The sequence below is a fragment of the Methylobacterium sp. Leaf117 genome, assembly GCF_001422985.1.
Lineage (GTDB): Bacteria > Pseudomonadota > Alphaproteobacteria > Rhizobiales > Beijerinckiaceae > Methylobacterium.
In genome coordinates this window covers 13,477-37,251 of the sequence record NZ_LMNL01000040.1, presented here as the reverse complement: position 1 = coordinate 37,251, position 23,775 = coordinate 13,477, and the positions used below count along the sequence as shown (strand labels likewise).

Annotated in this window: 18 protein-coding genes, 2 pseudogenes and 1 riboswitch; of the genes and pseudogenes, 6 read left to right on the top strand and 14 right to left on the bottom strand. The window is 63.4% G+C overall.

Annotated elements, in window-relative coordinates:
- Positions 1 to 120: 120 nt before the first annotated feature.
- The 6 genes from ASF57_RS23800 to ASF57_RS23775 are packed head-to-tail and all read right to left on the bottom strand — an operon-like array spanning position 121 to position 7,396.
- A complete protein-coding gene (locus tag ASF57_RS23800; RefSeq protein ID WP_056180585.1) occupies positions 121 to 1,284 on the bottom strand; it encodes a heparan-alpha-glucosaminide N-acetyltransferase domain-containing protein in 1,164 nt (387 codons plus the stop codon).
- A complete protein-coding gene (locus ASF57_RS23795; protein WP_244477100.1) occupies positions 1,281 to 1,592 on the bottom strand; it encodes a hypothetical protein in 312 nt (103 codons plus the stop codon). Before ASF57_RS23795 ends, ASF57_RS23800 begins: the two co-directional genes overlap by 4 nt.
- Positions 1,589 to 3,076: a DUF3526 domain-containing protein gene (locus ASF57_RS23790; RefSeq protein WP_056488499.1), complete on the bottom strand. Its 1,488-nt coding sequence runs from the start codon at positions 3,074 to 3,076 to the stop codon at positions 1,589 to 1,591. Before ASF57_RS23790 ends, ASF57_RS23795 begins: the two co-directional genes overlap by 4 nt.
- A complete protein-coding gene (locus tag ASF57_RS23785; RefSeq protein WP_056488494.1) occupies positions 3,073 to 4,467 on the bottom strand; it encodes a DUF3526 domain-containing protein in 1,395 nt (464 codons plus the stop codon). Before ASF57_RS23785 ends, ASF57_RS23790 begins: the two co-directional genes overlap by 4 nt.
- On the bottom strand, positions 4,464 to 5,207 hold the full coding sequence (locus ASF57_RS23780) for an ABC transporter ATP-binding protein (RefSeq protein ID WP_056180576.1): 744 nt from the start codon (positions 5,205 to 5,207) through the stop codon (positions 4,464 to 4,466). The genes ASF57_RS23785 and ASF57_RS23780 overlap by 4 nt, the downstream gene beginning before the upstream one ends.
- The gene (locus tag ASF57_RS23775; protein ID WP_156376334.1) at positions 5,207 to 7,396 is read right to left on the bottom strand and encodes a TonB-dependent siderophore receptor; all 2,190 of its coding nucleotides are present in this window, start codon (positions 7,394 to 7,396) and stop codon (positions 5,207 to 5,209) included. The genes ASF57_RS23780 and ASF57_RS23775 overlap by 1 nt, the downstream gene beginning before the upstream one ends.
- Before the next feature lie 155 nt (positions 7,397 to 7,551).
- Positions 7,552 to 7,762, bottom strand: a riboswitch (cobalamin riboswitch).
- Between the two features lie 662 nt (positions 7,763 to 8,424).
- Here ASF57_RS23775 and ASF57_RS23770 point away from each other — a divergent pair.
- Positions 8,425 to 10,545 (top strand): TonB-dependent siderophore receptor, encoded by a 2,121-nt coding sequence (locus ASF57_RS23770; RefSeq protein ID WP_244477106.1) that lies wholly within the window; start codon positions 8,425 to 8,427, stop codon positions 10,543 to 10,545.
- A 244-nt stretch (positions 10,546 to 10,789) separates the two neighbouring features.
- Here the strand turns inward: ASF57_RS23770 and ASF57_RS23765 are convergent, their stop codons facing one another.
- The 4 genes and pseudogenes from ASF57_RS23765 to ASF57_RS23755 form a co-directional block, all read right to left on the bottom strand.
- Positions 10,790 to 11,776: an NADP-dependent oxidoreductase gene (locus tag ASF57_RS23765; protein ID WP_244477099.1), complete on the bottom strand. Its 987-nt coding sequence runs from the start codon at positions 11,774 to 11,776 to the stop codon at positions 10,790 to 10,792.
- 63 nt (positions 11,777 to 11,839) lie between these two features.
- On the bottom strand, positions 11,840 to 13,471 hold the full coding sequence (locus ASF57_RS23760; RefSeq protein WP_056488489.1) for an MDR family MFS transporter: 1,632 nt from the start codon (positions 13,469 to 13,471) through the stop codon (positions 11,840 to 11,842).
- A gap of 108 nt (positions 13,472 to 13,579) precedes the next feature.
- Positions 13,580 to 13,839 (bottom strand): annotated as a pseudogene (locus ASF57_RS27165) (HlyD family secretion protein); the annotation flags it as partial.
- 1 nt (position 13,840) lies between these two features.
- Positions 13,841 to 14,838, bottom strand: a 998-nt coding sequence (locus tag ASF57_RS23755) for an HlyD family secretion protein (protein ID WP_156376333.1), incomplete at its 3' end; no start/stop codon positions are given.
- Positions 14,839 to 14,982: 144 nt separating this feature from the next.
- Between ASF57_RS23755 and ASF57_RS23750 the strand changes: the two genes are divergently transcribed.
- Positions 14,983 to 15,903 (top strand): LysR family transcriptional regulator, encoded by a 921-nt coding sequence (locus ASF57_RS23750; RefSeq protein WP_056488485.1) that lies wholly within the window; start codon positions 14,983 to 14,985, stop codon positions 15,901 to 15,903.
- A 33-nt stretch (positions 15,904 to 15,936) separates the two neighbouring features.
- Here the strand turns inward: ASF57_RS23750 and ASF57_RS27160 are convergent.
- Both ASF57_RS27160 and ASF57_RS26285 read right to left on the bottom strand, forming a co-directional pair.
- Positions 15,937 to 16,359, bottom strand: a pseudogene (locus ASF57_RS27160) (cupin domain-containing protein).
- 104 nt (positions 16,360 to 16,463) lie between these two features.
- On the bottom strand, positions 16,464 to 17,381 hold the full coding sequence (locus ASF57_RS26285; RefSeq protein ID WP_056488479.1) for a catalase family peroxidase: 918 nt from the start codon (positions 17,379 to 17,381) through the stop codon (positions 16,464 to 16,466).
- 226 nt (positions 17,382 to 17,607) lie between these two features.
- On the opposite strand from ASF57_RS26285, the gene ASF57_RS23740 reads away from it, so the two are divergent.
- Positions 17,608 to 18,498: an AraC family transcriptional regulator gene (locus ASF57_RS23740; RefSeq protein WP_162241597.1), complete on the top strand. Its 891-nt coding sequence runs from the start codon at positions 17,608 to 17,610 to the stop codon at positions 18,496 to 18,498.
- Positions 18,499 to 19,155: 657 nt separating this feature from the next.
- Here ASF57_RS23740 and ASF57_RS23735 read toward each other — a convergent pair.
- Positions 19,156 to 19,380, bottom strand: a complete 225-nt coding sequence (locus ASF57_RS23735; protein WP_056488472.1) for a hypothetical protein — start codon at positions 19,378 to 19,380, stop codon at positions 19,156 to 19,158.
- Positions 19,381 to 19,816: 436 nt separating this feature from the next.
- Between ASF57_RS23735 and ASF57_RS23730 the strand changes: the two genes are divergently transcribed.
- Together ASF57_RS23730 and ASF57_RS23725 are read left to right on the top strand one after the other, a co-directional pair.
- A complete protein-coding gene (locus tag ASF57_RS23730; protein ID WP_082504450.1) occupies positions 19,817 to 20,869 on the top strand; it encodes a hypothetical protein in 1,053 nt (350 codons plus the stop codon).
- A 396-nt stretch (positions 20,870 to 21,265) separates the two neighbouring features.
- Positions 21,266 to 21,613 (top strand): hypothetical protein, encoded by a 348-nt coding sequence (locus ASF57_RS23725; protein WP_156376321.1) that lies wholly within the window; start codon positions 21,266 to 21,268, stop codon positions 21,611 to 21,613.
- 480 nt (positions 21,614 to 22,093) lie between these two features.
- Here ASF57_RS23725 and ASF57_RS23720 read toward each other — a convergent pair whose 3' ends face one another.
- Positions 22,094 to 22,561 carry a MucR family transcriptional regulator gene (locus ASF57_RS23720; protein ID WP_056488463.1) on the bottom strand — a complete coding sequence of 156 codons (468 nt, stop codon included), beginning with the start codon at positions 22,559 to 22,561 and terminating at the stop codon, positions 22,094 to 22,096.
- A 701-nt stretch (positions 22,562 to 23,262) separates the two neighbouring features.
- Here ASF57_RS23720 and ASF57_RS23715 point away from each other — a divergent pair.
- Positions 23,263 to 23,523 (top strand): hypothetical protein, encoded by a 261-nt coding sequence (locus ASF57_RS23715; protein ID WP_056488460.1) that lies wholly within the window; start codon positions 23,263 to 23,265, stop codon positions 23,521 to 23,523.
- Positions 23,524 to 23,775: the final 252 nt, after the last annotated feature.

Sequence of the window (23,775 nt, the reverse complement as noted above, 5' to 3'; positions counted from 1 at the left end):
AGAAGCGGACGTTTGCACCCCACCCAACCCAGCCGTGAATTCGCATCGGTCGGTGTCCATTAACGGGACCCATTGCGAGGCTTCTATCGAGCCTCTGGAAGAGGGCATCTCCTGGCGGGCCTACAAGTAGCTCAAGCCCGGCAACGCCGCCCGACGTTTCAGGCCTACCATCCAACGGCAGGCGAGCCAGAGCGGGGGGGCAAGGGCCGCCGCGACCAGCCAGATCTGCACCGGTGCTCCCGCCTCAATCCGGCCGGTGGGGCCGCCGAGGCCGAGCGCCTGGGCGCCGTCATGGAGAAGCCGCAACAGCCAGAGATGCGCAAGGTAGAAGAATAGCGGCGCGCCGCCGAAGGTGCGCAGCCAGCCGAGGCTTCGCGCCGGCACCGCCTCGAACAAGGCGAGGAGCCCGAGCCCGAGGCCCAGGGTCAGCAGCAGGAAGTCGGCCGAGGGCGGGTACTTGGTCAGGTTCACGAAGGAGAGCGCAGTCATTAGGGTCGTCGCTCCCGTCTGCCACGGCACCGGCTCGCCGTAGCCGTTGAGGCCCCGGAGGATCAGGAAGGCGATGAGCGCCGCGCCGCTCATCGCCAGGAGCTCTTTGCGACGAGGGGCCGGCGCGACCGCTCCGGCGAAGAGCGGCCCTAGGGCGTAGCCTGCCGCGATCACGCCGAACCAGGGCAGCACGGGATAGGAGGTCCGCGCCACGCCCCAGGGCAGTTCGATGAAGCCGCGCTGGTGCAGGATCGACCAGAGGACGTAGCCGGTGTCGCCGGGCTGGAGCACGAATCCGTCGAGCAGGTTGTGGCCGAGCATCACCGCAGCGGCGAAGACGATGAGGGCAGCGCGCGGTATCCAGAGCAGGGCGGCCAGCGCCACCATGCTGAGGCCGATGGCCCAGATCACCTGCAGGTAGAGGATCGGTGGAGCGAGACTGCGGGTCCAGGCGAGGCTGACCAGCGTCACCTCCATGAGGATCAGCAGGAGGCCGCGCTTGAGCAGGAAGGCACTAGCCGCCCCCCGGTCGCCATGCTTCTGCGCATAGAGGCTGGCGGAGAGGCCGGTGAGCAGGATGAAGACAGGCGCGCAGAGATGCGAGGTCAGCCGGGTCATGACGAGGTCGGGAGGCGTGAGGCTGAGGTCCATCGGGTCGCGAACCTGGGCGTGCAGGTAGATGAACTCCCGCACGTGGTCGACGAGCATGAGCAGCATGACGAGGCCGCGTAGGGCGTCGATGGAGACGATGCGGGACCGCGGACCGTGCGCTCCTTCGAAAGTTGCAGGTCTCATCGCGCGCGCTCCGTTCCGATCCGATGCAAGAGCCGGCCGACATCGACTGGTGTCCAGACTGCGCCGCCGCGCGGCTTGCAGATCCCTCGCCGCGTGAGCTCCAGGGCGAGGCACTGGGGCGTCCGCCCGACTACCCCACGCATCGCGTCGATAATCGGCATGAGATCGAGAGCGTAGCGGCGGGCGCGCGCGGACGAGGCCCCGCGTCCGGCATCCCCGCGCCGGACGCGGGCGGCGGAAACGTCATGGGGCTGGGTCGCCACCGGGCTGGCATCCTCGGAGGCTTCGTTCCGGTTCGGGCGCATCATGCAGGCCATCTGGAAAGACGACGGTAGGCCAGCGCGGTCAGGAACAAGGCACCCGCCATGAGACAGCCGAGAGCGACCATCGCCTGATGTTCGGCCGCTACGCGCGGGACGGAGGGCTCGAAAGCCGGCACGGCGTCGTAGGCGGTGAAGTCGAGACGCGCGGGGCAGCTCTCACACACCGGGACTGGATCGAGGGCTTGGGCGAGAATGCGAGGCTCGAAGAACGCACGCAGGTCCCGGCGATAAGCGGCGCCCGACGCCAGGAAGGCGGAATGGCGCTCTGCGTCGGTTCCCGCCGCCATCTCCAGTGCGCGTGCGAGGACCGTCGCGGGTGACAGGATCGCCAAGCGCCGGCTCCAGGCCGCCACCGCCCGGGCATGGTCCCGTGCGGCATCACGGTAGCCCGCCAGCGCTTCGTCGTAGAACGCATCGCGGGCGAGGCGCTTGATCTCGGGCGCTTCTGCCAGCCCCGGCCGGCTCACGGCCTTCGGAACCTTGCCGGTCAGCCAGGCCGCGGTGATCCGCGCGCCTTCCTCCCCGGTGTAGAAGCGGACCTGAGCCTGCCGGCTCGCATCAATGGCCGCGATCCGAGAAGGCGTCGGTGCGAGGACATCGACCACGAGGCCGAGCGTGCTTGGGAGGGCCACCGTGACGCAGGCCCATGCCAGTACGAGAATCGCGAGGGCGCCGACGCCCCCACGCCACAGGCTGGCCACCAGGGCGCAGGCCGACACCCACAAGACGACGTAGGCGGCCAAGGCCGCCGCGAGGAGGGCCAGCGTGCCCGCCCAACCGTTGAGCTCTCCGAGACCGCCTGAGACGATGAGCGCCAGCGCCGTTCCGCCGAGCACAGCCGTGATGGCGATCAGCGCCACGGCCCCGAACTTCGCGCTCGCCACGCGACGCGGCCCGACGGGCTGCGACGCGATCATGCGCAGGATGCCGCTGTCGTGCTCGGAGGAAAGCCGCGTGCCGGCGAGCGCGATGACCGCGAGCGGCACAAGGTAGACCAGCACGAAGGCGAGATCGAACGGGCCGAGCCTGAGCCGGGCCGTCGAGCCGGGCTCGTAGGCGGTATCGTCGAAAACCGTGCTGAAGCCGAAGCTGGCCCGCATGATCGCCGGTTGCACGTCGGACTGACCGGCCGCGAACGCAGCGAGCGGCGTCGGCGGCTTCACCGCGTAGGCGGCCATGAAGTAGGTCATGTAGCCGAAGGCGTCGGTGGGGTCCTGCCAGTAGTTCACCTTGATCGGCGAGGGCTTGGCGTAGCGCTCATGGGCGGCCCTAGCGTCCCGCACGACCCGGTCGGTGTCGGCGGCGGCCTGCGCGAGGGCGGCCCGCTCCGTGGCGACGCGCCCGGCGCCCGTCCACGCCGCCAGGCAGAGCGCCACGAGGAGGGCGGCGAGGATCGCCCAGGTCAGGCGCTCGCGCAGGATCAGGCGCAGTTCGGCGCCGAGCAGGATAGGGAACCGGACGGTTCTCACGGCTTCAACCTCCGGACCAGGGGACGGCACAGGGCCGCCATTAGACCGAGCCAGAGGGCAAGGACGAGGGCCGGAACGCGTGCGTTGGCCAGCGTTGTTGCGAACGGCAATGGCCGGGGGACGAAAGACGGGATCTCCCCCCAGAGATCCGATCCGGCGACGAGGGTGGTTCCGCCGCGCTGGGGATGGTCGCGGATCTCGGCGTTCATGCGTTCGGAGATTCCGCGCCGGTAGGCCTCTGCCGCCCAGACGAAGTGGGCGTGCTGGGCGAAATCGGTGCCCGCCAGCGTCTGCGAGAGGGCCTGCAGGGCGACCCGCGGCGACAGGAGGCCGGCCCAGGCCAAGGCTCTGTCCTGGGCCGCGAGGCTATCGAAGAAGGCACCGAGCTCGCGGTCGTAGACCGCGAAGTTGTGGCTCTCGTTCTCGGACATCATCAGGCCGCGAAGGTCCACGGGCAGTTCGTCGGGATCGCTGACGCCGTAGCGGGCCAGCACCTCGCGCGTACGAACATCGTTCGCCTCGGCGGTGCGATGGCCCCGGAATCCAGCCTCGATCCGGGCTCGGACCTCCCGGTAGGACAGGGCGGGCACGACGGCGTCGACGCCGACGACCGCGAGGCGGGGGGCCGCGACGCAGAGGAGGACCCAGGCCGCGAGCGAAGCGGCGAGCGCACCCCGTGCCGTGCGTGCGACCAACGAGACGAGCATTGCGAGCAGCAGGAACACCGCGCCGTAGGCGAGTTGTGCGGCGATCCAGGTCAACAGGCGTGGAACGAGCTGCCAGCCCGTATGGTCCTGGCTCATCACCGCGAGCGCGCCGATCCCAAGGAGCGGGAGGCCAGCCACCAGGGCGAGGGCGGCAAAAAGGGCCGCGAACCGGGCCGCGAAGAGACGTCCCGGCGGGCCGCCGTTGCCGAGCGCGAGACGCAGCGTGCCTCGCTCGCGGTCAGCCGCGAAGGCGGAGAAGCCCAGCAGGATGGCGGCGAGCGGCACCACGAGCTGGACGATGTCGGCGACGCTGCCGAGGCCGGACCTCGCGAGCGGTCCGGCATCCTGGATGGCGCGGTAGACCGCGTCGTTGAAGACATGCGCCTCGACCCGTACCATCCGGCCCGTATAGGGCTCGGTACCGGGATCGAGCACGGCAAGCGGTGCGGAGGGACGGAACACCCACAGCCCGAAATGGTCGGCCGAATGCGGGTTCTTGGCATCCTGGCCGAGCCAGCGCGCGCGCTCGGCAGCGGCCACCTGAGCGACCTCGCCGGCGTAGCGCGTGGAATCCCGCCAAGCCCCGAGGCCTGCGACCGTGAGGAGCAGGACGAGGACGGCACTGATCCAGCGAAGGCGCGCATCTTGGGCGGTGCGCGCGAGTTCGGCCGCGAGCTGCCTCACGCCGCGCTCCCCGCCAGCCGCTCGATGTAGAGCCGCTCCAAGCCGACATGGTCGAGGGTTCTGGGGTCGATCTCCTCGACGATCCGACCACGGCTCAGCACGCCGACGCGCCCGGCCATCTCGCGCACGCGGTAGAGGTCGTGGGTCGCCATCAGGATGGCGGTGCCGCGCTCAGCGGCCGCCCGGACCGTGGTCGAGAAGTCCGCGGCCGCGCTCGGATCGAGGCCCGAGGTTGGTTCGTCGAGGAGCAGGAGCCGGGCACGGCGCGCGAGTGCCACCGCGATGCCGACCTTCTGGCGCATGCCCTTGGAATAGGAGCCGGCGGGACGGTGGTGGACATCCTCGGCGAGGCCTGCCTCCGCGAGGAGCGTGCGGGCGGTCCCCTTGCTCAAGTTGAGGCCGGCCAGCGTCGTGAAGTAGCGCAGGTTCGCCACCCCCGAGAGGCCTGGGTAGAGCGCTACCTGTTCGGGGATGTAAGCTACGTGCCGTCGGGCGCCGATCGGGTCGGCGCCGGCGTCCACACTACAGACCTCGACCGTGCCGGCATCCGCCTTCAGGAAGCCGAGGATTAGGTTGACCGTGGTCGTCTTGCCGGCACCGTTCGGCCCGAGCAAGGCGAAGACCTCGCCGGGGCGGAGCGACAGGTCGAGGCCGTCGAGGGCCTGGCGTTCGCCGAAACGCTTGCTCACCCCCCGGATGGCGAGCACGGCGTCGCCCGCATGGGTCGTGACCTCGGCCATCAGAAGCGCACCGAAATTGTGCCTGTGAAGCGCCGGGGCGCGCCGGGATAGACCCGGAAGACGTTGTTCGAACTCTCGTAGTAGGTCGCGTCGAAGATGTTCTCGACGTTAAGGCCGAAGCGCATGTTCTCGTAGCGGTAATAGGCCAGGGCATCGACCGCGATGTAGGCCGGGAGCACGAAGCCGGAGCCTGCCGCGTCCCCGGCGCGTTCGCCGACGCCGCGCACGCCGCCGCCGAGGCCTAGCCCCTTCCAGGGGCCCGCCTGCACCTCGTGCACGGCAAGCAGGCTGCCCGAGTGGCGCGGGATGTTGATGAGCGGTGCGCCCACGGGAAGCACGTTGTCCTTGGTCACCACCGCGTCGGCATAGACGTAACCCGCCAGAACCTTGATCTCGGGGGTGATCTGGCCGGCGGCGGTCAGTTCTAAGCCCTGGCTGCGCACGCGGCCCGCTGCCAACGAGAAGCCGCTGTTGTTGGGGTCGGCCGTGAGCACGTTCTGCCGCTCGATGCGGAAGGCCGCTGCCGTCAGGCCGAGCGCGCCGCCGAACACATCGAGCTTGGCACCGACTTCGTAGCCGATGCCGGTCTCGGGCTCGAACGGCACGGAGCGAGCTACCGCGAAGGCGTCGGGGCCGATATTGGGCCGGAAGCTGGTGCCGACATTGGTGTAGAGCGAGAGCTCCGGCAGGGGCTGGTAGACGAGGCCGGCGCGCGGTGTCGTCGCCACCCGGGATTGTTCCGTCTGCGTCGCCGTTGTGCGCTCGCGGAAGGATTGCTCGAAGAAGTCGAACCGGACCCCGAGCAGGGCTTTCCACTCCGGACTGAGCGCGATCTGGTCCTGGGCGTAGAGGGCGGTATTGGTGACCCGCTCCAGGTTGTTGCGCCGGATGGTCAGCGGCGGCAGGGCCTGGCCGTAGCGCGGATCGTAGATGTCGAGGCTGTAGGGGCTCTGGCGGAAGTTCGAGCGGTCGTAGACCACGCGGCTGTCGGTGCTCTCCCGCTCGAAGCCGAGAAGCACGGTATGGCCCAGATCACCGGTGGTGAAGCGCCCCACCACCTCGGCCTGGCCGATGGCGGTATCCCAGCGGTAATCGCGAAAGTTCCGGTCGCGCAGAACCGTGCGGTTGTCAGCGGCGAGGCCACGGACCTCCGCCGATTCCCCGACCAGCGAGCCGGTGTTGAAGTGGGTGGCCAGCCGCATCTGCCAATCGGCGTTGAAGCGATGCTCGACGCGCACCTGCATCGTGTCCGAACTCTGATCGGTGCTCTGCCCCGGCTCACCGAGGAAGCGGGAGATTGGCAGGAATCCCAGTTGCTTGTTGATCGCGATCACGCCCCGGTCGAAGACGACGCGGTTGCGCAGGAACTCGGTTTCGACGGTGATTTTCGTGTCCGGCGTGATCTGCCAACTTACGACGGGCGCGACGAGGAGCCGGTCGCCATCGACGAAATCGCGAAAGCTGTTCTGGCGTCCGCCCGCGAAGTTGAAGCGGTAGAGGAGCGTGCCGTCCTCGTTCAGGGCGCCGCCGGCATCCACCGTGCCGCGGAACTGCTCGAACGAGCCCCACAGGCCGCCCATCTCGACGAAGCGCTCGGCGGTCGGCTGCTTGGTGACGAAATTGACGAGGCCGCCCGGGTCGCTGCGCCCGAACAGGCCGCCGCCGGGACCCTTCAGGACCTCGATCCGCTCGACGTTCTGGGTGTCAGGCGGCGGCGGCGAGCCCCGGTTGATCGGGAAGCCGTTACGGTAGAGTTCCGAGGTCGTCGTGCCGCGGATGGCGTAGCTGAACACCGTCAGGCCGCCGAAATTGTTCTGCTGGGCGACACCGGGCGTATAGTTGAAGACCCGGTCGACCCGGGTGGCGGCCAGATCCGTGATGACCTCCCGCGGTGCGACGGTGACGACCTGGGGCACGTCGCGCTGGGGCGTGTCGGTCTTCGTGCTGCTCACAGCCCGGTCGTCCCGGTAACCCGGGGTCGGACCGATCAGGCCGATACCTGAGTTGGGACCAGCACCAGCGACGGCCGGGGCACCTCCGCCAGCCCCTTCCACGGAGAGCTCCTCCAGCGTGACGGCCTCCTGCGCCCGGGCCTCCAAGGAAGGCGCAGCTGCCGAGAGGATTGCGGCAAGCGCGTAGTGCGATCCTCGATGCCCCGACGTCCGACAACGCTTCGCCGGAACGGGCAGGTTCAGGATCGGGGCCTTCGAGGTCGGCAGGTTGGGACAAAAAGGCACCAGTGCGCTCAAGGTTGTCGAGCGACGGCCGAGCGGGTGCCCTCACGGGATCGGCCGCGTCAGCAGCCGAGTCCGCTCATGCGCTCCGCCGGGACACCCCGCCCGAGAGACGTATCGTGGTGCAAGGCAGGTCTCCTGGCTCGCGGGTCATTGCCCTCGCCTCGGCCTTCCCGGTGCGACGCACCAGTGACCATGAACGGAAAGGGCTCGCCGCTGACAGTTGCGGGGGCAGCTTCGGAAGCACTCCTGCGAGCACCCCGAATTCCCTCTTAGCCCGCGAGCCGACGACCCGCAGGAACCTTGACGGTCAGACATTCGCCGGGCGCTGCCGCATAGTCAATCGAGGGAACGCCATTTTCCGCAACATTGTAACATTGCATCGGTATGGTTCTGGATGGTTGTGCGTCTTCAGATGATTTGGGACTGTCTGCGGTGTTCAGGAGCGGAGGCTTTGGTCCATCTGCGGTGGGAGGTTAGGCAGCCTGCGCCCAGTGGTGCAACTGGCCGATGCCCGATGGCCTCTACGATAGGGCGCTTAAGGACGTCTTCCGATCGAAAGCAGCCGGACCGCATTCCACCCCAGTCGGTCATACGGCCATCTATGAGCACTTCCTGAAAGCAGCCATCCACCCATCAGGACTTCCAACGGTTGCGCTGTTGGTTTGAGCTACGCCGACGAGATGTTACTTCAAACCAAGTAAACGAAAAATATAGCTGCCGACCAATAGAACGATCTTATCGCTGTAACACTTACGCAACACACTTTCTCCAAGATACTACAGATTGTAAAGCTTCTAGACTCAGGCCGAGGTATGTTCGAATAACTCTAAACTAATCCTGTGTGATCCGAACCTCGTGAGCTTGACCGCGTATGTTTCTAAATTGTAACGGGCGGAATTAACCTAAGCTGGTTTACGCCCGTGACAATGCCGAGAAAAATGACCAAGAGAAGCACTGCGCTGGCCGTATCAGCTACATTCATGGTTGTGGCTCAATCGGGTTCGTTGATCGGCTTTGGGCCCGATCCGGCTGTAGCCCAACTCGCTGCAGACGTGTCTCAAGAGGTGCAGCTCGACGAATTGTCAGTGGCCGGCACTGGCGCGCCTACCGGTGGATCTACACGCAAAGTCGATGGCTACCTTGCACGGGATAGCGTGAGCGCGACCCGCACCGACACACCCCTTCGCGAGGTGCCCCAGACGGTTGTCGTCGTACCGGATCGGGTTCTGCAGGACGCCGCCGCAACGCGGGTCGACACCGCCCTCGATCTTGCCGGCGTCGGCCGGGCCAACAACTTTGCAGGCCTTGGCTTGACGGAGTTCACCATCCGCGGCTTCAACACGGGCGAGTACTACCGCAACGGATTTCCGATCAACCGGGGCTACCCGCCCTCTCCGGACGTGGTCGCCATTGAGCGGATCGAGGTGCTGAAGGGCCCTTCCGCCTTCCTATACGGACGCGGCGATCCCGGCGGCACCTTCAACATCGTGACCAAGCAGCCATTGGCCGAGCGCGCCCTCGCGATCGGCACGCAGTTCGGGAGCTTCAACCAGAAGCGCAGCACCTTCGACGCCACTGGCGCCCTCGACGAGGAAGGCCGAGTGCTCGCTCGCGTTACCGGAGCCGTGGAGGACAACGGCAGCTTCCGCGACTTCGTGCACAGCGATCGTTTCTACCTCGCTCCTGTCATCGCCTGGAAGCCGGCCGCCGACACCACGGTCACTTTGGAGGGCGAGTTCGTCAGCACGGCCGCGACCTTCGACCGGGGCGTCGTACCAATCAACGGCAACATCCGCGCCCTGCCACGCAACCGCTTCATCGGCGAGCCTGGCATCCCGCCGGTGCGCAACGACAACGCCCTCGGCCAGCTCCGCATCGAGCACAAGCTCGATCAGGACTGGGTGGTAACTGCTGGGGTTCAGGCGCTGGGTGGGAGCCTCGTCGGCGACGGCGTAGGCGCCATGAATGTCCTCAGCGACAGGCGCACCCTGCGCCGAACTTTCGAGCATCGCGACTTGAGCTGGTCGGATCTCGACCTGCAGCTCAACCTCGCGGGCAAGTTTGAGACCGGCCCATTCCGCCATACTCTGCTGATGGGCTTCGAGTACGACACGTACCGCTATCGAGAGGTCTTTAACCGCTCGAACGCGAACCTCTTCCCCTTCACCCTCGACCTCCTCGCGCCCCGCTACGGGCAATCCGCCCGGCCTCCTCTCGCCTCGATCACCAACTTCCTGCAGAACACCGAGAGCTTCGGCGGCTACGTTCAGGATCAGATAGACCTCACCCCACGCCTCCATGCCCTTCTGGGCGTGCGCGTGGAGAACCTAGGCCTCGTTTCCACCGACTACCGCACCGGCCGCACCACGAGCCTGCAGGACACGGTCGCGACCCCGCGCTTCGGCCTCACCTACGATCTCACCGATGAGGTCTCGGTCTACGGCAGCTACGGCCGTTCCTTCCTGCCAAATACCGGTACGGATCGCTCGGGACGCCCTTTCGCTTTCCAGCAAGGCGAGGGCTACGAGGTCGGCACCAAGCTCAGCCTGCTTGACGGACAACTGAGCGCCACGGCGGCTCTGTTCGACATTCGGCGCACCAATGTCCTCACGGCCGATGCGGTCGATCCAAACTTCAGCGTAGCGGCGGGCGAGGTGCGCAGCCGGGGCTTCGACCTGACCGTTGCTGGATATCTGGCACCCGGCTGGCGGGTGATCGGCACCTACACCCATGCGGATGCCGCCGTGAGCCGCGACAACACGCTGCCCGTGGGCACGCGGATCGCCAACATTCCTGCCGACACCCTCGCCCTGCAGAGCGTCTACGAGTTCCAAGGGGCAGAATTACGGGGGCTTGGTCTTGGTGGTGGCGTGACTTATGTCGGTCAGCGCGTGGCCGGCACCGCCCTCTCGACCTTCCGCCTGCCGGAATACACGGTCGTCAACCTAATCTCGTACTACTGGATCACTCCGCAGGTGCGAGTCTATCTTAATGTCGACAACCTACTCGACACGACCTACTACGACCGCGCCTTCCAGAACCGCTACGCTACACCGGGTACGCCGCGCACGATCATGGGCGGTGTCGCAGCACGCTTTTGACTTCTATCGTTGCCAAGAAGGTGCTTCTGCGACGGATCGCCCATCTATCTGGCGTCTACGTCCGCAGTAAGGCTTGAACTGCCCGTAAGTAGACCAGCTGAAATCCACCCGACATTGCCATAGACGTCGGTTTACATCGAACTCAGAAACCGTCGTTCGTAGGGCCGTCGTTGCCTGCCCCTACGAGTGTCGCAAAAATCAGGAGTTCCACGACACTCGCCAAGCTTTTCGAGATGCGTACGGATCAAGGTACAACCCGCAGAACGATCTTTCCGCGCGGCCGCGGGCGAGATCCTTCCAGCATTTCATGCGCCGTGCGCGCGCTGGCCAGTGGCAGGAGCGCCCCAATCTGCGTCACGACGCGACCAGAAAAGACTTCGGCAGCGATCTGATCAAGGATGTCTGTAGTCACGTCCACAAAAAAGAACGCGGCCGTGACGCCGTGCGTAGCGGCTAAGGCAACGTCAGGCCTGGATACGGCAGAAACCAGTGTTCCACCTGGTTTGATGATTGAGAAGGAGCGTGCCTGGATCTCACCTCCAACAAGGTCCATGACAACATCAACGAGAATTGTTTTGTCCTCGAACCTCTCCGAGCGGATGTCGATAACGTCATTTGCGCCGATGCTGCGAAGGTAGGCGTGCTCCGCTGTGCTTGCCCCGGCGATTACGTACGCGCCCGCCGCACGGGCGAACTGCACGGCGAAGGTGCCGACATTGCCGGCAGCTCCGAGGATCAGCACCGTCTGACCGTTGCCGACGTGAGCATGATCGAAGAGTGCCTGCCAGGCCGTCACGGCAACCACCGGCAGGGATGCGGCATCCACATGCGCCAGACCCTTTGGCTTGATCGCCAGCATGTCGGCTGAGGCAAGGGCATACTCGGCATACCCATCCGTGAAGCGCTTGTTCGTCACACCGAAGACGGCGTCCGAGAAAGTGAACCTGGAAACGCCCTGGCCGAGCGCCGCAACGGTGCCCGAGACATCGGAGCCAAGCGTCAGCGGCAAGGGCTGAGGCAGCAAGCTTCGCCCTGCTCGGATCCATGCATCCCAGGGCCCGACGCCGGCTGCATGGACCTTCACAAGGACTTCACCCTCGCCCGGTTCAGGCCGCGGGATGTCCTCCAAGGTGATGACGCTCGGCAGGCCGAACTGATGGACGCGGCAAGCCTTCATGGTCTGCGACGTGTGGGTCATATTCCGGGCCTCATTGAGAACCGATGTCGTCATGGCGTGTCTCCTTGGGGTGCTTGCGGGTGAAGCGTGTGTCCGCCGAGGCGGGATGGAACAGGCTCAATGGGCGCCACTCGCGTCGAGGTGATCGGGCTTCTTGAGAAGGAGGCTTGCCAGCAGCGCCACCACGAGAGCGGCGCCGAGTAGGAAGAAGGTGTCACCGAAGGCCATGACGTTGGCTTGCTGCCGCACCCTAAGGGCGACGGCGACGACCGCCCTATGGCCGGCCACGGCGGGGTCTGAGACGCCGTGGTCGAGGAAGTAGCGGGTCAGGCTCACCAGGCGGGCGCGGGTGGCCTCTTCGAACAAGGAGACGTGATGCGTCAGGATGTTCGAGTGGAACTGCTCGCGCTTGGACAGGAACGTCTGGAGCATGGCGATGCCGATGGCGCCGCCCAGGTTGCGCATCATGTTGAAGAGGGCTGAGGCCGAGCCCGCGTTCTCCTTCTCGATGCCGGCGGTCGCCACGGCCGAGAGCGGCGCGAATACCAGCGCCTGACCGAGGGCACGCACCACGTTGGGCAAGAACAATTGATCGGCCGCCGTATTGGCCGTCATGTAGACGTTCATGAAGTTGGATGCCGCGAACAGGGCAAATCCGGTCCCGATCACCAGGCGCGCATCGAAGCGCTGCATCAGACGCGGCACGAGCGGGATCAGGAGAAGCTGCGGGAAGCCGGTCCAGGCCAGCACGATGCCGATCTGCTCGGCGTTGTAGCCTTGGATGCGCGAGAGATAGACTGGCAGGATGAAGACCGAGCCGTAGAGTGCGATCCCCAGCAGGAAGTTCGCCAAGATGCCAAAGCCGAAGTTTCGGCGGCCGAGCAGGCGGAGGTTCAAAAGCGGCCGGAGCGTGGTCAGCTCGATCCAGACGAACAGCGTCAGTGAGACCGCCGCGACGACGGACAGGCGCACGATGAAGGGTGAGCCAAACCAATCGTCCTTGTTGCCCTCCTCCAGCGCAGTCTGCAGGGCGGCGAGACCGACCGCCATGGTCACGATGCCGACCCAGTCGCCCTGGCGCAGGAGGAACAGCTTCATCGGCGTGCGGTCGAGGGAGAACCACAGCAAGGCGACCATCAGGGCGCCGGGCACGAGATTGACGTAGAAGATGTACTTCCAGCTGTAGGTCTCGGTGAGGTAGCCGCCGATGGTCGGACCGATGGCGGGGGCGAAGGTGGCCGAGAGTGCGAACAGCGCCAGCCCGACAGGCTGCTTGGCCTTGGGGAGAAGCGTGATGATAATGGTGAAGGCCATCGGGATCAGGACCCCGCCGGAGAAGCCCTGGACCGCGCGCAGCACGATCATCTGCGAGAGGTTGGTCGCGAAGGCGCAGGCCACGAAGACCAGGAACAGGACCGCATTAACGAGCAGGTAGCGGCGCAAGGAGAACACCTGCGCGAGCCAGCCAGAGAGGGGAATCACGACGATTTCGGCGATGAGATAGGAGGTCGAGATCCACCCGCCGTCGTCCGTGCCAGCGCCTATCGCTCCCTGGATGTCGGCGAGCGAAGCGTTGACGATCTGGATGTTCAGGACCGCCATGAAGGCACCGAGCGTGGCGCCGATGACCGCCGACCACATCTTCACGCCTGAAGGCGCCTGGGTCTGCTCAGCGTCGTATTCGGCGCGTTCTACAAAGGTGGAGACGGCGGACTCGGTCGGGGTGTCATCGGCTACGAGGGAGGCCATAGGAAGCTCCTTCCTGCTCTAGTAAGGCAGGATGCGCTGCCGGCGCGCCGGCGAGAATGCAGTGATTGGGGGAAGGACTATCCGGCGAGAGTTGAAGATGGCGCCGGCTCAGGGACGGGTCCCCGTGTCGGACGGGGCACCCTTCGTATCGATGATCGACTCGACCGACATGCCAGCGCGCAGCGCTCCGGATGCGGCCCGGTTCTCCAGCACGATCTTGACCGGGATGCGCTGGACGATCTTCGTGAAGTTGCCGGTGGCGTTATCCGGCGGCAGCAGGGCGAACTCCAGGCCACTCGCCGGGGACAGGCTGTCGACGTGGCCCTTGAGCTTACGTCCGGCGAAGGTGTCGACCTCGACCTCGACGGNTCCGGCGGCAGCAGGGCGAACTCCAGGCCACTCGCCGGGGACAGGCTGTCGACGTGGCCCTTGAGCTTACGTCCGGCGAAGGTGTCGACCTCGACCTCGACGGGTTGGCCCGGGCGGACGTCGGTGAGTTGGGTCTCTTTGTAGTTTGCCACGATGTATGTTGCGTCGAGTGGAACCACCGCCATGAGCTGGGTGCCGGCCTGCACGTACTGCCCGACGCGTAGGGTGCGCGAGCCCACCGTTCCGTCCACGGGCGCGGTCACGACCGTATAGGACAGGTTGAGTTCGGCCTGCCGAGCCAGCGCGCGAGCGTGGTCACGCTGCGCCTCAGCCCGGCCAACCTCGGTGCTTAGAACCTCGATCTGTTGTTTGGCGGCGGTCTTGGCAGATTGGTCGCGGCGTAGCTGCGCCGTCTTCTCGCTCTGGCCGGCTTCCGTCGCCTGTGCCCTCTGGAGCGTGCCGGATCCGGTCTTGACGAGCGTCTGATAGCGTTCGGCCTCTTCGTTCGCAAACTTGAGGGAGGCCTGCGTCAGGGCGATCTGCGCATCCTGCTGATCGACGACCGCGTGCTGAAGGACAATCTGGGCTCCGAGGTTGCGGACCGTGGCCTCGGCCGCAGCGACAGTAGCCTGCGCTTGGGCAAGCGACGCGCGGAAGTCGCGGTCGTCGATGCGGGCGAGGACCTGCCCGGTTTTGACAGGCTGGTTGTCGGCGACCTGTACATCGGCGATGTAGCCGGACACCTTAGGGGCGATCGTTGTATAGTCCGCCTTCACGTAGGCATCATCGGTCGAGATCAGATACTGCCCCGTCGTCCAATACTCGTAGCCGTAGTGCGCTCCGGCACCCGTGCCTGCGAGCAGCGCGAGAACGAGGGCCGCGCGCTTGAACGTGCGCCGCCAGGTCGGAACTCGGTTGGGCGTACCGGCTTCCGGCCTCGTCTGTTCAGCGATGTCGACTGCCTTTTGGAAGGTCTCAGGGCGGGGCATCTCGGACATGGTATCCTCCTGTCTTGCATGGCGCCTTCCCTGTTGAGGAACGGCTTCTCTGCATGGCCTGAGAGTGCGACTTCGGCACCGAAGTGATAATCCTGGGAGTATGAGAAGGACTGTAAACCGGGAGCGGATAATGTCCGGCCGCCGATGGATCGATTGACGAGCCTCGTTGTCTTCGGACGGGTCGTTGAGGGAGGCGGTTTCTCAGCGGCCGCCCGGCGCCTGAACATGTCCGTCACGATGGTGAGCAAGCATGTGCAGGCCTTAGAGGACCGGCTTGGCGCGCGTCTTCTAAACCGCACGACGCGCAAGGTCAGTCTTACGGAAATCGGACAGGCTTACTACGAGCGGTCCGGCCAGATTCTGGCGGAGCTTGATGAAGCAGATCGGATAGCAGGCGCTCTACACGCTACGCCGCGCGGGCAGTTGAGGCTCCACGTAGCGGGGCATATCTCGAACTTCATGGCGCCGGTTTTGCGTGAGTACCTAGCGCTCTACCCGGCCGTGACAGTCGATCTGACCGTCGGCGATCGAATGGTTGACCTGATTGAGGATGGGTACGACCTCGCAATCCGAGCGACGCCCCCGCCGGACTCCGGTCTGATCGTGAGAAAGCTGACACCGTGGCGTCACGTTCTGACCTGTGCCCCAGCCTATCTCGATAACCATCCGGCGCCGGTGCAGCTCAGCGATTTGGCCCACCACAATTGCCTTCGCTACGCGTTCTATCCCTATGGAGACGAGTGGCGCTTCGAGACGGAGGACGGTAAAACCGCTTCGATCAAGGTTGTTGGCAACCTGGTCAGCAACAGCGCTCCCCTTCTTCGTAAGCTCACGCTCGACGGTGGTGGCATCTTTCTGGCACCCATGTTCCTGGTCGGCCAGGATCTAGAGATCGGTAGTTTGGTTCGCCTGTTGCCCCAGCATCGGCCGGTCGAGTTCGCCATCAACGCCATCTACCCGCACCGGCGCTATCTCTCCACGAAGGTACGAAGCTTCCTCGACTTGTTGGCGGAGCGCTTCGCCGATCACCGCCGTTGGATTGATGCGGCTGCAGAACAAGCCTGAAGCGAGCTGATACGACACGATCAAGGTGTGGCCCTATCTGTCGGGCGTCGTCAGGGGATGATCTCCTGTGTCGAGAACGAACACTGCCAACAGTCGCGCCGGCTCCGTGTTGCTTGCATTCTCACTGATAGCGTGATGAGCGCCAGGAGCCTCAGAGAAGCTCTCGCCGGCCCGGTAAACGCGGACTTGCGCGCCGTCTACCTGGCTGCGCACCGCACCCGAAAGCACTTAGGCATACACGAAGGCCGACGAAGCGTGATGATGGCTCGGCGACTTGGCTCCAGGCGGGTACTCGACTACGGCGCTGACGAGGCTTTTACCTGGCATGTTCGGAATTGTGCTCTGGAAAGCAGGTGCTACCGTTTCGTGTCGTGTGTGTTCGGCGCCAAGTGCTGAGCCGGAGAAAAATGCCAATACGATCGACGTTTTGACCCGTAACACTGCTCGCTGCTTCATCATTGTCGATCCTTCAAGAGCCGCAGAGTTTCGGCCAGTGCCGGCGACGCGAGAACGACTTCGCCGATTCCCGCCGCAGAAATCGCTGCGGCCATACGGCTCGCCTATTGCCGTTCACCGAAAGACACTGGGTAGGCCGCGTTTCGTACCGTGAGCATAGGATCGGCGATGCCGATTCCGGGCGGCACGTTGCCCGGCATAAAGAGCAGTGCGCGGTCGCGCTCAGGCGTGTTCTCGACCGCCCTGTCGATGGTAATAACCCCGAGCGTGATGAGTCGCCTTGTCTCCGGCCAGGCCGTCGAGGGATCTTCCGCGCTGTCTGCAGGCTGTGCGATCTGCGCTTGCCACGTGAAGGTGATGGGATGCGCCGCTACCCGTGGGCCGATCTCGTCGACGAGGTAGCTGGCCGACCGCTTCTTTAGCGCATCCGGATCTAGGTAGTGCTCCCCGGCGCCTGGCACGAACCGGTAGCGAACAGTCAGGGTCCGCCCGGTTGTGTCCGTGAAAGTAAAAGCATTCACCCCGAAATAAGCGGTTGTGGCGAAGCTCTCCGGCGGTCGCTTCTGGGTTGTGAAGAAGGTCAGCGCCCGCGGATGGTCAGTGAAGAACCGGTCGAGCGCCGTTGGCTTGGCGGCATCGGGGCCACTCAGCGGAAGCGCCTGCAAGAGCGTGCTGAACTCGGCAGCCGTCGCCACCGGGAAGCCGTTGAAGCTGTGGGAAACGATGTCGTAGGTCGCCTCGCCAGGCAGGTCGAACTTGATGGCCAGACCACGCGGGTTGGCATCGCCGCTCGTGTCCGAGATATCGGGAAGTCCGGTAAAATCGGAAAAACGGACGGTGAGGTGCCGTTTGCCGGTAAACACCTCGGCCTTCGACACGACCTGGGCCTCGTTGCTGGGCTCGAACCGGCCTTCGAGGATAACGCCTTTGGCATGGACGGCGCGTGCGTGGTGATCTCCGAACGCGCGGTGAAAATCCCGGACCAGTTGCGCCGGAAGGTCCGGTCCGTCCGTCTCGGCCATGGCTGATCCTCCCAGGAGAGTGCCGGCGGCCTGTATGCTCGTCAGGATGGCTACGGCCATCCACCCCTGGGGTGCGGGCATTGCTGGTTCCTCGCCGGAAGTGAAGTCGAAGCGAGGGTTCCACGCGAGCCCGCCGGCTGTCCGTTCCCGGATTGCTGTTTTCGCGGCGTTGCTATTTCTTTCTGCTGATAGAGTCGCGATGCGCCTTGCCCGGGGAGGCCACCCCATGGATCTGGAAGCTGACGGTCCCCGCAAATACGGTGGACTCGACGTCATCAACACATCGCGGCGGCTAGCTTGGACTGGGCTTATAGCGGACCTGCGCCGCCACGAGGCGGCCGAGTTGCCGCCCTTTGAACCCAAAGCCCTTGAGATCTGTATCGCTGTGGCATGCCACGGCGACTGTGTCGTGACACGGCGCGGCCAGGGCGTCTGGCAGCGCACCCGGGTCGAGCCCGGGATCGCCTGGCTCTGCCCGAGCGGGGTGCAGGAGGAGGATATCCGGATCTCGCAGTGGCACGACATCCTCCACCTCTATCTGCCCGCGGACTGCTTCGCGCGCCATGGCAACGAGAATGGCGGATTGTTAGTCGCACAGGGCTCCGTGCGCTATCTCGCCGGTCTCCGAGACGATCAAATCCGTCAGGTCGGCTGGGCGCTTCTGGCGGAGATGCAGGAGCCAACCTCGACTGCGCAGGTTCTGGTCCAGAGCCTGGCTCACCGGCTGACGGCACGGATCGCCGAGCGCTATGCTGCGGGATGCGGCACTTCAGGCCAGGAGCGGCAGCACCAGCTCGACGAACGGCGGTTGCGCCGCGTGCTTGAATACATGGCCCAGCATGTCGAGGACGACATTAGCCTGGATGACTTGGCCGCAGTAGCCTGCCTGAGCCCGTTCCATTTCCTCCGCATGTTCGCACGACGCATGGGAACGCCGCCACATCGGTACCTCGCCGGCATGAGGCTTGAACGGGCGAAGTCACTCCTGGCACTGGGGCACCTCGGCGTCGCAGAAATCACCCTTGCTTGTTGCTTTTCGTCTCAGTCCAATTTTTCGCGGGCATTTCGTCGAGCAACCGGGACAAGTCCGCTCGCATATCGTCGACAATCTGCATAGGAGACGGCAGGTGTTGATTTCGCGTTCTCGCGTGAGCCTGGCAATACGTAGAGCCGGCCAATGATAATAATGCTGTCCGGGGGGCCGGGTAGTTGATGCTGTAGTAGGAGCGTTCATCTCATCTCAGTTAGATGGCAATCACTCAATCGTGAGTCAAAGGTGGGCTCCTGGCGTGATGCAAAGCCGGAATCTTCACTGACGGAACGTCGGCTGCCGGATTTGTCTGCAGGGCGGCAATCGGCGCCAAGCAGTCGAATCTCCCCGCCCGAACGAAGGTCTGCTTCCCTCATCTGATATCCTGAAAGCGGACCGGCAAAAGTCCACCCGACCCGGACGTAGGTCATCCTCCACCAAGGTGCCGCTAAGCGGACCTTTTGAGGGTCTGTGAAGGGTCGGAAGCAGCAGGCGCAACGTGTAGGAGAAATCTCCGCTACCGCGATGCGCCAGATTTTGATCTGGAAGCGTGCCCAAGCCTCGGGCGGGCAGGGGCGCTTAAGCGGCCCCTGCCCTTCACCCGCCGCGTCCCCGGAGTTTTGCCAAAGCCAGGACGGCCGGATTGCGCGACGTGAGCGGGGGGCACTACTGCGTCGCGCCAGGAAGAACTACCTCGCAGATCTGCGGCAGCCAAGGGCGTCGGTGGATAACTCCCTAGCGATTTCAGCCCACGCGCCGGCTCTGTTCCGCCTCTCTGCGCCAGGCGTCGCGATCCTTCTCGGCCTGGGCTAGGCGGTGCCGTAGCGCCTCGTTCTCGGCGTGCTGTTCGTCCGCGTCGACGGCCAGCTCCACACACTGGTCCTGCACGTCCGCGAGCTGTTGGCGCAGTTCCGCGTTCTCAATCGCAATGGCGAGGAAGTCGGCGCTGCGCTGGTCCGTGTTGGTCATGCCGTCCCCTGCCCGGCTGATGCCGGGTGGCGGGTCTACCCCAGGCTTCGAAGCGCCGCCATCAGGGCCAACGCGGCTCCAAGCCGCGACAGGCGTAGGCTGCGTACGACCATCAGCGAAACAGCGGTAGCCCTGCTCCCAGCAGGCATAGACCACCGATAAGCAGGCCGCCGCCAATGCTTTCGAGAACAGCTTGCTGATGAGGCCGCTGCGCAGCGACGCCAGCCGAAACGGCCCCTGACACGAGACACATCAAACTCAAAACCACCATCGGCATCTCCCTGCCTGATTTTCGCAGGCAGGGGTTAAGCAAAGGGTGCCGGGCGCATTAACCATCTGAAAAGTGTGGTTAACAATTTATTAGCGTCCAAGGGAATTTTCGATAAGACTACTGAGACGGGCAGGTGCCCGCTTACGTACTCCCGAGCATCCCCTCATGCGTCTGCTTGCCTCCCGCTGGCTCCCCTCACAGGTGGCGGTATGCCTGTCTGTACCCCTGATGCTGTTGGGGGTTGGTGGCGCGAGCGCGCATGTGAAGTGGTTCTGCGCCTACGATGTCGCCGGTCAGCCGCGCGGGCTGGAACAGGTGCTTTGTGCCGACTTCGAGTGGCTCGTTGCTTTGTCTCTCATGTGCCTGATGGCAGGCTGCCTGATGGAAGGCAGGCCACTTGGAACGTACATACTCAACGCCCTCGATCGGGTCACAGCTCGACTGCGCACGGACACGACCCTGCTGGTCCGAGCAACGCTGGGCTTCTTCTTCGTGTCGCTGTGGAACCTCGGCGGCATCGTTCTCACTCCTGAGCTGAAGACCGACCTCGCCTGGATCCCGTGGCTGCAACTCGGCATTGCCGCGATGCTGATCTGGAAACAGACGTTGCCTCTCGCTGCCCTTGGCATCGTGTTCCTGTTTGGCTTTGCCACCTGGAACTACGGCGCCTTCCACCTCGCCGACTACCCGGTCTTTCTTGGGATCGCTGCCTACCTGGCACTCGTCAGCTTCGATCGCACCCTGTTCGGCCTACGTCCCCTCGACGTGGTCCGGTTGAGCGCTGCCATCACCCTGATGTGGGCTTCGGTTGAGAAATGGGCCTACCCGCACTGGACCGATCCTCTGCTAGCGGCCAAGCCCGAGATGACCATGGGCTTCTCGAACGAGCTGTTCATGAATGCAGCTGGCGTGATCGAGTTCACCCTCGCCTTCGCACTGATCTGGACGCCGCTGGTCCGCCGGATGAGCGCAATCATCCTGGCCGCGGTCTTCGTCTCGGCGGTGTTCGAGTTCGGCAGGGTCGACGCGATCGGTCACTCTGGGATCATCGTCGTGCTGCTTGGCATTGCTGCTGACGATGCCCGTGTCGCGGTGCGTGCCCGGAGCACGATGCTAGTCCCGGCCTACTACGCGGTAGCCCTGGCGACTTTCCTCGCCCTCTACTATGTCGGCCACGCAGCGCTCTACGGCGGGGTCCCCGCCATCCCATTGATCTAAAAGTTAGCGCGGGGGGCACGGCCTTCGGCCCAAGCATGCGCCTGATTGTAAAGTCAGGTGTCAGGCAATGGCCCAGGCCAGAGCCAGGGTGCCGCTCAAGAAAACCCCGTAAGTGAGTAGAACCGCAGCGACCTCGCGATGCTGCTGCAGGACGGAACGGGAAGCGATCAGCATGGGACGGAACCGGGAGCAGGTGTGCTCCGGTCATTTGACCCATGCGCTCAGTGAAACGCGAGACCTCTGGCATGTGGAACAAAGGGAAAACGTCGAGTGTCGCTTGACGGTCACATAGCCGGCTGAAGGTCTGTTTTGGTACTCGCTTTAGGCGACACCCAAGAGCCGTGTAGACGATCTTTGGCCCAAAGCCTTATTGAGACCACCGCGCGGATCGTACGCATGTCTGAGTGGGTCAGGTTCGAAGGCATCGGGCTGCCAGCTCATGGCGTTGCGCCGTTCGATCAGTCCCATGACGGCGTTCACCGTTTGTTGGAGACGCACAGTGGCCATCGTTGCTACGCCGTTCAAAGTTGGGCTAAGCGCCTCAAAGAGCAGTTCCTCCTTGAACGCATTTTCAATGAGAATTTCCTCGACTTCATGCCGGACAGGGTCAAGAAACTCGACACCAAAGCCATGAGCTTCATGACGAGCGATGCGGCAAGCCCGGGGCAACCTGCTTCCGCCAATAGACAAATCGAAGTTCGCGGGAATGCATTGCTCAGTATGAGGTCGCACGAACGCGCCTAGAGTTGAGATATCCGTGATTGTACAGCGGATAGGATCACTGGTTCTAGGCACAAAGATCCGAGCATCTAGATAACAAGGCTGCCTCTGGACGCGTCTTTGGTCTGACATTTGATATCTCCCAGTCCAATATTGCTCCTCTTATTTCTTATAATTATAAATATACAATCGTTAACAATCAATTAACTTACAATTGGTAATTCCGATTGCTTATGATACTATATAACGATTATTGTATTAATTATCACGAATGCTGATCTGAGGGTTTAATACCTGGGATGAACTTACTTCTAATTTTACGCTACGCGTAGTAGGTGCATCATGACGAGGCTGGAAAAACTACCTCGGCAGGTGCAGTTCATATAACAAATGGATTTGATACTGTGATCCAGAAAGCGAATTAGATGCTGGTCGGCAGGCTAAGTGCTTGATCTAGAACGAAGTGGGTAAGTCCTTTTTAGATGGTGATCACAGCTCAAGAGTTCACGTAGTCTTCTTACGACCTTTGGCCTTCGGCTGGGTATCCTCGCTGCGATCGGCGATCCGGCCGAGCCCGATGGACTTCGCCAGTTGCGAGCGCATCGCAGCGTAGGATGGAGCGACCATCGGATAATCGACAGGAAGGCCGTAGCGGTGACGGTAGCTGTGCGGATCAAGGCGATGGCCGGTCAGGTGGCGCTTCATGGTCTTGTAGGTTTTGCCGTCGAGGAAGCTAACGATGCCATCTGGCGTCACCGACTTGCGGATCTGCGCAGCGCTCGGCTTTTCGATCTCGGCTTCCGATGATGCCGTGGCGCCTTCTGTCGTAAGCGCCTGAAGCGCGGTGTGAACCTGTCGGATCAAATCCGGCAGATCGGCAGGCCGAACGGAGTTGTTCGACACATACGCAGAGACAATATCGCCCGCGAGAGCGGTGATGTTGGTGGTCTGATTTTCTGTGTTTTGTGACATGCCGCTATTCGGTTTTGGTGCCCCCATGGAGGGCAATCGTACATCTGGGAATGATTATCAAGCCGCGTCGCCTCATTCGAAAAGCGAGCCAAACTCATCTCGTCCAAGACCATGGCGGGGAAGCAGCAACATCTTTCTGGGTACCTTTGCCTCCTTCCTGATCTAAACTGAAGCGCTCTGCGTAGAGTAGGCGCTCCTCCGTACGGTTCGTTGCGATCCGCTCTCGAAGCATCACAGCGCATTTTGCAATCGTTGCAGCAGCACAGAGCCGACAAGGACCACCCCGACCAGCGGCTTCGCATTTGTTAGGGGTTAATCAATTCCTGCGAGGCATCCGTAGAGCAGCGCCACGGTATCAGCTGGTTGCCGGAGGTCGATGCCGATCCCGTGAGAGGCGCGCGCACGCGGCCTGACCCCTTGCTCTAATGATTTGACCGCAGACGCCTTGAGCAGCAAACGTCATGGCGCCATGTCTCCTCTGCGGCATTTTTGCTGGTATACGTTATTATATGCAATACAATTCGAGAACTTACGGTAATCACTCGCATCAATCTAATCGAGTCAAATCTCGATTTCAATTTTAATCCAGCCCAACATGTGCCTCGCGACACGTCAGGAACGAGATCTCGATCCTATATCAGCTTTAGACAGAATGAAACGAACCAGAAACAAGTTCGTACTGTATCGGAGCGAAGCTAGCTATGAAGACCCGTATCGCCGCCATTGCCACCGCGCTTGTCCTTGGCGTTGCCTCGATCTCGTCCGCGATGGCTCAAGAGCGTCCGTCCCGCTACACTTCGTTCTCCCCCTACGAGGTCGAGACCACCGGCTCCGTCTTCGATATGCGTCGCCCGCCCGCCTACTTCGGCTGTCCAATGAGTTCAGCCGCAGAGGGCAATGCCAATCAGCAGAACTTCCCTACCCAGCAATACGGCCAAACCTCAGGCGGAAACCGCTGCTGATCGGGGCAGAGGGGACAACCGTATGCTCTTAAAAGGCTTTTCTTACGCCATGATCGTCGCCTTTGTAGGCGGACTGATCGCAACAGTGATTGGCTCTACAAACGTGTTGATGAACCTTTGAGCGCTGTATCAATATTGGAGAAGGACTGCTCGCCCGAGCGGTCCTTCTCATACCGAGCTTTAGAAAACGCATCCCTCATGTATGGTGAGAGTCTAAATGCAGCTCATGCCATGCACTGCACCGGATACGTT